Raw genomic sequence first — 7,889 nt, forward strand, 5'->3', positions numbered from 1 at the left:
CGGGTGCCGCCGGCGTCGAGCTGGCCGATCCACGCGAACGCGATGTCGTCGGCCTCGACCAGCCGCTCGGGGACTGTCCGCTCGATCTCCGCGCGGCCGTCGGCCCCGATCAGCGACTGATCGATCCGCCTGATGAGTTCGGTGGTCTCGATCTGGCGGTTGAGCCGGCGGTTCCGTTCCTCGAGTTCCGCCTCCCGCTCGCGGAGGTTCGCCTCGCTCTCGAGGCGATCGAACGCGGCCTCGGTCGTGGCGACGAGCGTCTCGATCAGCCGTCGAGCTTCGGTGTCGATCGTTCTCGCGCCCGACGCGACCGCGAAGACCCCGTGATTGCCGATCGGAACGACGACGCCGCTCTCGACGTCCGGCCCGAAGACCTGCGACCGATCGAACGACGCCGGATCGTCGACGACCGTCCCCGTTTCCGTCACGTAGGCGTTCCAGAGGACGGAGTCGTCGTCGCCGACGGCGACCGGCGGCGGTCCCGAACAGAGCGTCGCGAACTCGTCGGTGTACGCGACGGGCTCGAACCGGTTCACGTCGGAGTTGAGGGCATAGACGGCTACGCCCGACGCCTCGAGGATATCCGCGGCCGTCTCGACGACCAGCGCCGCGACCTCCCGTTCGGTGTCGGTGCCGAGCAGGTCGCGGGCGGCGTCGTGGAGCGACTCGAGCGCCAGTTCCTGTTCCTTGTCCTCGGTGATGTCCTGAATCGTCCCCCGAACACCGACGATCTCGTCGGACAGGAGCCACTCTCCGTCCGTCTCGGACTGCGGTCGGCTGTCAACGGGGAGTTCCGACGTATCGCTGACCGTCTCTCGATTCTCGGTGGAGCCTGTCTCCCCATCAATCCGGACGGGCTCGCCGATGGAACGGACCCAGCGCTCGTTGCCCTCGGCCGTCAGGATCCGGTGTTCGGTCTCGTAGCTATCTCCGTCCGCCAGCGCCGCATTGACAGTGTCGAGGACGGCCGGTCGGTCGTCGGGATGGGGGAACGACAATGCTCGCTCCGGGGGAACGTCCGCGTCCAGCGGGATCTCGTAGAGGTGTCGCAGGCCGTCCGTGAGCGTCACCTCGTCCGAGTCGCCGCTGACGTCGAACTCCCAGCCGCCGATCCCGGCCAGCCGCTCGGCCTGCTCGAGCAGCTCCGTCGTCCGCTCGAGTTCGCGTTCGCGTTCCTTGCGCTCGGTGATGTCGCGGATGACGCCCGCGGTCCCGGCGAACTCGCCGTCGACCATCGGCAACAGCGCCATGTGGTTTTCCGCATCGATTGTCTCGTCGTCGGCGGTCTCGATAGCCATCTCGAACGTCCGAGACGGGTCGTCGGCGCGGAGCAGATCGCGGATCCGATCGCGAGCCGTCTCGAGGTCGCCCTCGGCCAGCACCGTGGAGACGTGGTCGCCGATCAGCTCGTCGGGATCGTAGCCGGTGATCGACGTGAGCGCGTCGTTCAGGAAGGTAAAGCGGCCCTCGGCGTCGATCGTGTACACCAGTTCGTCCAGCGCCTGGATGATCGTCTCGGCGCGCTCGAGTTCACGTTCGCGCTCCTTGCGGCCGGTGATATCCTGGAAGGAGCCTCTCACTTTGACGATGTCGCCGTCGCTGGATGCAGTCCGGCCGTTGTCGGATTCCTCTCCGCCCTCGAAGACGGGTTCGCCGATGGCCCGAACCCATCGCCGGTCGCCGTCGTCCGTCGTGATGCGGAGTTCGAGATCGTACGGCTCGCCGTCCTCGATCGCGCGCTCGACCGCCGCGCGCATCCGCGGGCGATCCTCGGGATGGTAGAATCCGAGCGCACGTTCGATATCGACCGACTCGCCGTCCGAAACGCCGTAGATCCGGCGGACCTCCTCGGTCCATCGGGGGTCGTACGGTTCCTCGGTCACGTCGAGTTCCCACGCGCCGATCTTCGCCAGCCGCTGGGACTGCTCGAGCAGGTGCGTGGTTCGCTCGAGTCGGGCCTCGCGCTCGCGGAGCCGACGCTCTTTGTCCCTGCGTTCGGTGATGTCCCGGCCGATACCGACCTCGACGGGCTGGCCGTCGGGATCCTCGAGGACCGACGCGATGAACTCGTAGGGGATCCGCTCGCCCGATTTCGTCTGCAACGCCGCTTCGACCCGCGTATCGCCCGTCTCGAAGGCCTCTTCGATCGAATCGCGGATGGCCGGCTGGTTTTCCTCGTCAAAGAAGTCAAGGGCGTCCATCGACTCGATCTCGGCGTCCGAATACCCCGACACCTCGACCAGCGTCTCGTTCCAGCGCTGGAGCACCCCGTCCTCGTCGAGGATGTAGAACACGTCGTCCAACGCGTCGAGGACGTCGTTCGTGAACTGCTTGTATCGCTCGAGCCGTCGCTCTTTGTCCCGGCGCTCGCTGATGTCGCGGCCCACGCCGGCGATGATTCGATCGCCCGCCGGATTCTCGAGGACCGATCCGACGAACTCGTAGGGAATTCGCTCGCCGTCGCTGGTCACGAGCGGGACGTCGATGCGCGCCGACCCGGTTTCGAGAACCGTCGCGATCGCGGTCATAATCCGGTCGTGGTCGGCCTCGTCGAAGAAGTCCAGCGCGTGCATCGACTCGGTCTCGGCGGCAGCGTAGCCGGTCGCCTCGCGCAGACTCTCGTTCCACCGTAGCACCTCGCCGTCCTCGTCGAGCAGATAGATGACGTCGTCGACGGCGTCGAGCATGTCGTCGGTGAACTGCTGGGCTCGCTCGAGGCGTCGCTCGCGCTCCTCGATCCGTCGAACGTACGTGCGCCGCTCGACGGCCTGGCTTATCCAGCGGCTCATCAGATCCACGAACGACGTTTCGGCGGCCGTAAACGGTCGGTCCCGTGAGTCGCGGTTCAGGAAACAGAGCGTCCCGTAGCGTTCGCCATCGACGACGATCTTGCCGCCGAGATAGCAACTGATATCGAGTTCGTCGGCCGCCGGGTGTGATTCCCAGCCCGTCGCTTCGGCGTCGTGGATTCCCAGAATATTGTCCGACGTGATCGTGTCTCGACAGTATATCGTAGAGAGATCCAGTACCGTCCCCTCGAGTTCGTCCTCGTGGCCGACGGCCGTCTCGACCTCGTATCGGTCGGTCGACTCGTCGATCCGAGAGACGAGTCCGGTCTCGAGATCCAGCCGGTCACAGCCGAGCTCGAGCAGTCGTCGGATCTTCGCCTCACCACGGAGCTCGGGATCGGACATGACCCGGTAGAGGTCCCGTCGGTCGCGGTCGCTCTCGGCGCGTCGCCGTTCGCGCTCGCGCACCGCGACCGTCAGATCCTCGATGACCTCGGACAGTCGGCCGACCTCGTCGTCTCGATCGATCGTGAAGTCGATGGCCTCGTCGATGTCGGTCGATTCATCGGCGCGGTCCACCCCGAACGACGCGGGATCGTCATCGATGCGCGAGACGAACTGACGGAGTTCGTCGGTGAGCCGCTCGATATCCGTCGGTCGATCGGAACCGCTCCGCGCGGCGAGTCCCACGACGAATAGTCCGGGTTCCGTCGCCGCGCCGAACCCCAGCGTCGTGAGATCGGGCGGTGCGATCCCGCTGACGAGACCGACCACCACGCCGATCGCTCCGAGCAAAACCGCGATCGAACGCGTCGTGGCGTTCGCGAGCAGTCCGTGACAAACTGCGATACCGACCATGGGGTGCCTACGGAATGACTGCCAATGATATGCGCGGTTTGTTTTCTCGAGAATATGCGAACGTTCAGTAACGAATTTCCTCGGGATAATCCGAATCCAATCACGGAACGGACCGGTCTGGCATCGATGCCGGACGAGCCGTTCGCCGAGCAACGGTGGACAACAGCGACGCTGGCTCGCCGACGGACCGTGACACTATACACGTAGTGTCGAAGCTGCGTCGGCGTTACGTGTATAACGGCCAAACGGATACCGCCCGCTCGCGTTGCTTCGGCTAAGATGGCTGGAACCACGGTAGAGCACTACAACGATTCGATCAGTCTCCGCGTCGTCGAGGCGCTCGCGACTGCGACCGATACCGCCGCACACGAACTCGAGCCCCTGTACAACGTCGTCGATCCCGAGGCGCTCGATCAGCTCTGCAAGCAGGACACGAACGACGGGATTCACGTCACGTTCGAGTACGGCGATTCGCTGGTCGAGGTTCGAAGCGACGGCACCGTCAGCGTCGACGGGAACGTCCATGGAAACGGGTAAGCACCGGCTCGAGACTAACTCGGCGGGTGTGACCGACGTGACTGACGGGATCGACGTAACCGACACGAGACGGTGACCGACATGAGACGGCGACTGCCGGATATGAACGGGTCGAGCCGACGATCGGCGGGCGCGATCCGACTCCGAACCGAACGCGGTCGCACAATGAGACCCTCCCAAAGTCGAGACCAATGTTGAGATCAACTGCTGCAGTCCCCGAACCGACCGTTCGAACGCGGCCAGCACAGCTCCAACTCCTCGTCGTCGGCCGTGAGTGCGACGCGATCGACCGCGCCTTCGACGACGAAACCGAAGTCACCGTCGAGTCGGTCCCCGCGCTCGAGAACGCGCGGCCCCGACTCGACGACATCGACTGTCTCGTCGTGCAGTCGCCGACGGTGGCGGACGACGGAAGTGCGGGGCGCGACGAAAGCGGCGAGTTGACCGACGAGAGCGCGGACGACGTTGCCGATTCCCTCGAGACGATCAGGGCCGATGCGACCGAACTGCCGGTCGTCGTCCTCGCGGACGAGGTCACGCCCGCACTGACGCGGACGGTCCGATCGGACGGGTGGACCGCCGTCGTCGAACGGGACGAGACGCTCGCGCTGCTCGCCGACCGCGTCCACGATCTCCTCGAGCGCCATCGGTTAGCGGTGCTCTCGCGACGGTCGCTGGCGAGCGTGGAGTTCGCCGGCGATGCGATCGCGATCGTCGACCCCGACGGCGACGTCCAGTTCGCGAGTCGCTCCTTCGCGATGCAGTTCGGCTCCGATAGCGACGACCTCACCGGAACCCCGTGGCGGGCGGTGATCACCGACGCGGCCGTTACCCACCTCGAGTCGGCGGCGCTCCCGACCGTCGCCGAGGGATGGCGGTGGACCGGCAGCTGCACCGGCCGTCGGCAAACGGGCGCGACGTTCCCGGCTCGCGTTCGGCTCGGCGGCCTCGAGGACGGAAGCCTCGTGTTCGTGGTCGACGAGTCCGAGGGAAGCGACGGGCTCGAGGAGTGAGTTGCGACGGCGCTAATACGGGAAGAGCGCTCAGTGCGCTGCTCGTTCTACTGAAAACGCGGCGAGCTATGTCCCGTGGTCCCAGCTGCCCATGTAGTCGCGCTGGGTGTCGGTCAGCGAATCGAAGTCGACGCCCTCGGCCTCGAGTTTGATCTCGGCGATCTCCTTGTCGAGGTCGTCGGGGACGTCGTGGACGCCGGCATCGTACTCATCGCTGTTCTCGAGCATTTCGCGCACGCAGACGGCCTGAACGCCGAACGACTGGTCCATGACCTCGACGGGGTGGCCCAGCGAAACGGGCGCGGCGAGGTTGACGAGTCGGCCCTCGGCGATGACGTTCAGCTTGCGACCGTCGTCCATCTCGTACGCTTCGACGCCGTCCCGGGCCTCGAAGCGATCGACCGCGAGGTCGTCGAGCGCCTCGAGATCGATCTCGATGTCGAAGTGACCCGCGTTGGCGAGCAGGACGCCGTCTTTCATCTTCTCGAAATGCTCGCCGATGACGACGTCCCGGTTGCCGGTCGTCGTCAGGAAGACGTCGCCGATTTCGGCCGCGTCCGACATTGGCATGACCTCGTAGCCCTCCATGTGGGCCTCGAGCGCGCGACGGGGCTCGACTTCGGTGACGATGACGTTCGCGTTCTGGCCCGAGGCCTTCTTCGCGACGCCCTTGCCGCAGTAGCCGTAGCCCGCGACGACGACGTTCTTACCGGCCCACGAGAGGTTCGTGGTCATGGCGATCGAGGCCAGCGAGGACTCGCCGGTGCCGTGGACGTTGTCGAATAGCCGCTTCATCGGCGTGTCGTTGACCGCGAAGACGGGGTACTCGAGCGCCCCGTCCGCGTCCATCGCGCGCAGGCGGTGGACGCCCGTGGTCGTCTCCTCGCAACCGCCGACGATGCCGTCGATCAGTTCGGGGTAGTCCTCGTGAATCGCGGCGACGAGGTCCATTCCGTCGTCGACGGTGACCGTCGGTTCGTGGGCGATCACGGCCTCGATCGCGGCGTAGTACTCGTCGTCGTCGACGCCGCGCTTGGCGTAGCTGGTGATGTTCTCGTGCGTGTCGAGCGCCGCGCTCACGTCGTCGTGGGTCGAGAGCGGGTTACAGCCGGTGACGGCGACCTCGGCGCCGCCCTCCGCGAGCGTCTCGACGAGGATCGCCGTCTTGGCCTCGACGTGCATCGCCATCCCGATGCGCTCGCCCGCGAAGGGCTGGTTCGCGACGAACTCCTCGCGAACGCGCTCGCAGATCGGCATGTGTTGGGTGGCCCAGTCCATCTTCCGGCGACCCTCCTCGCGAGCGGACTCGAGGTTCTCGAGTTGCTCGCTGATCGGGGGATACTCGGTGTCGGTCATGGGTCGACTGAGTGCGACCGTGGCCAAAACGGTACCGAAGCGCTCCGGCGGCCGCGTCCGGCCCGTTCGGTATCGGGTGCAATCGACCTCGCCGCGGACTGAAAAATGATCGGCGAAAAACGGTGGGTGGTGGCCGCGTACACTATAGCAGCCCCTGAAAGTCACTGCACACCTGATCGCATCGTCGTCATGCGATCAGCGTGTAAATCGTTTCAGTGGCTGCTATACGTGCCTCTGTGATCGCGGACGCCGTGAGTAGGCGTCGGTCTGCATGTCTTACTCGGCGTCGTCTTCGGCGTCAGTGTCCTCGATTTCAGTATCGTCCGAATCCGTCGGGCCGGCGTGGGCCGGTGGGCCTCGCTCGCCGTCATCGTCCGTATCGTCGGTACTCGAGGAGCCGGCGTTGTCCGGCGGTCCTCGTTCGTCGGCATCGGTTTCGTTCCCGTCGGTTTCGTCGTCAGCCGGCGAATTGGCGTGGGCCGGTGGGCCTCGCTCGCCGTCACCCGGCGGGCCGGCGTGGCTCGGCGGACCGGCGTGAGCCGGCGCATTCCCCGGATTGTTCTGGACGACAAAGCTCGCGATCGAGAGTCCGATCGACGCGTTGGTGTCGTTCGAGTCGTTCTGCTGGGTCTGGACGTACTCGGAGACGATCGCACCGAAGTTCGTCGCGGATTCGTTGCCGTCGTCGGTCTCGTTACCGTCGTCCTCCGCGGCGTCCGCGGTCAGCGTCACCGTCGTCGTTGCGGTGTCGTTCGCAGCCGTGGCGGTGACCGAGACCTCGACGTCCGACGCAGGGGTCGGGAGTTCGACCGTCCCGTTGTCGTCGGTCGTATGCTCGCCCGCTCCCGCGTACGAAGTGTTGTTTCCAGTCGTCGTTACGTCGACGGTCGCGTTCGCGACCGCAGTGTCGTTCGACGTCACCGTGACGACGATATCGTCGCCGTCGTCGACGGCCACTGCGAGGTCGCTATCGTCTTCCTGTGCCGCCACGCCTGCCGATGCGAACACGGACAGGATCATGACGGCGACCAGTGCCATCGTCAGTAGTCGGTTCTTCATCCATTCGTGACTTTCCGGCTTTATTAGATAAACCCGGACGGCGGTTCTCGCCGTTCGTCCACAGTCGAAACCGTTTGAAAACCGTTTTAAGAATTCATACGCCGCTTTGAGCGTTTATCTCGAGGAAGAATCGTATCCAATCGAACGGTTCGAACCCGGCGATCACTCGGCGGCGCGGGCCGTCAGCGACTCGGCGGTTTCGAGCGCCCGCTCGCGAACCGTCGCTTCGTCCAGCGTCAGCACCTCGCGGTCGCGCATGAGCACCCGGCCGTCACAG

5 protein-coding genes are annotated in these 7,889 nt (G+C 65.5%); 2 read left to right on the forward strand and 3 right to left on the reverse strand.

Translation table 11 applies throughout. The features are described from left to right. Nucleotides 1–3,647 (reverse strand): PAS domain S-box protein (locus tag PGX04_RS32735; RefSeq protein WP_273742288.1); only part of this gene is annotated, 3,647 nt, incomplete at its 3' end. Between the two features lie 279 nt (nucleotides 3,648–3,926). Here PGX04_RS32735 and PGX04_RS32740 point away from each other — a divergent pair. Together PGX04_RS32740 and PGX04_RS32745 are read left to right on the forward strand one after the other, a co-directional pair. Beyond that, nucleotides 3,927–4,184, forward strand: coding sequence for a HalOD1 output domain-containing protein (locus PGX04_RS32740; protein WP_273742289.1), 258 nt, complete (start codon nucleotides 3,927–3,929; stop codon nucleotides 4,182–4,184). A gap of 191 nt (nucleotides 4,185–4,375) precedes the next feature. Beyond that, entirely contained in the window at nucleotides 4,376–5,197 is an 822-nt protein-coding gene (locus tag PGX04_RS32745; protein ID WP_273742290.1) for a PAS domain-containing protein, read from the forward strand. Nucleotides 5,198–5,263: 66 nt separating this feature from the next. Here the strand turns inward: PGX04_RS32745 and PGX04_RS32750 are convergent, their stop codons facing one another. Continuing rightward, on the reverse strand, nucleotides 5,264–6,553 hold the full coding sequence (locus tag PGX04_RS32750; protein WP_273742291.1) for an adenosylhomocysteinase: 1,290 nt from the start codon (nucleotides 6,551–6,553) through the stop codon (nucleotides 5,264–5,266). Between the two features lie 276 nt (nucleotides 6,554–6,829). After that, complete coding sequence (locus PGX04_RS32755; protein WP_273742292.1) at nucleotides 6,830–7,612, reverse strand: ICP22 family protein; 783 nt, start codon at nucleotides 7,610–7,612, stop codon at nucleotides 6,830–6,832. Between the last annotated feature and the right edge of the window lie 277 nt (nucleotides 7,613–7,889).

The sequence above is a fragment of the Natrinema soli genome (assembly GCF_028618695.1).

What these genes read in the sequence shown, in the direction of transcription:
- PGX04_RS32740 (WP_273742289.1), top strand. Translation starts at nt 3,927, where the DNA reads ATGGCTGGAACCACGGTAGAGCACTACAACGATTCGATCAGTCTCCGC.
- PGX04_RS32745 (WP_273742290.1), top strand. Translation starts at nt 4,376, where the DNA reads ATGTTGAGATCAACTGCTGCAGTCCCCGAACCGACCGTTCGAACGCGG.
- PGX04_RS32750 (WP_273742291.1), bottom strand. Translation starts at nt 6,553, where the DNA reads ATGACCGACACCGAGTATCCCCCGATCAGCGAGCAACTCGAGAACCTC.
- PGX04_RS32755 (WP_273742292.1), bottom strand. Translation starts at nt 7,612, where the DNA reads ATGAAGAACCGACTACTGACGATGGCACTGGTCGCCGTCATGATCCTG.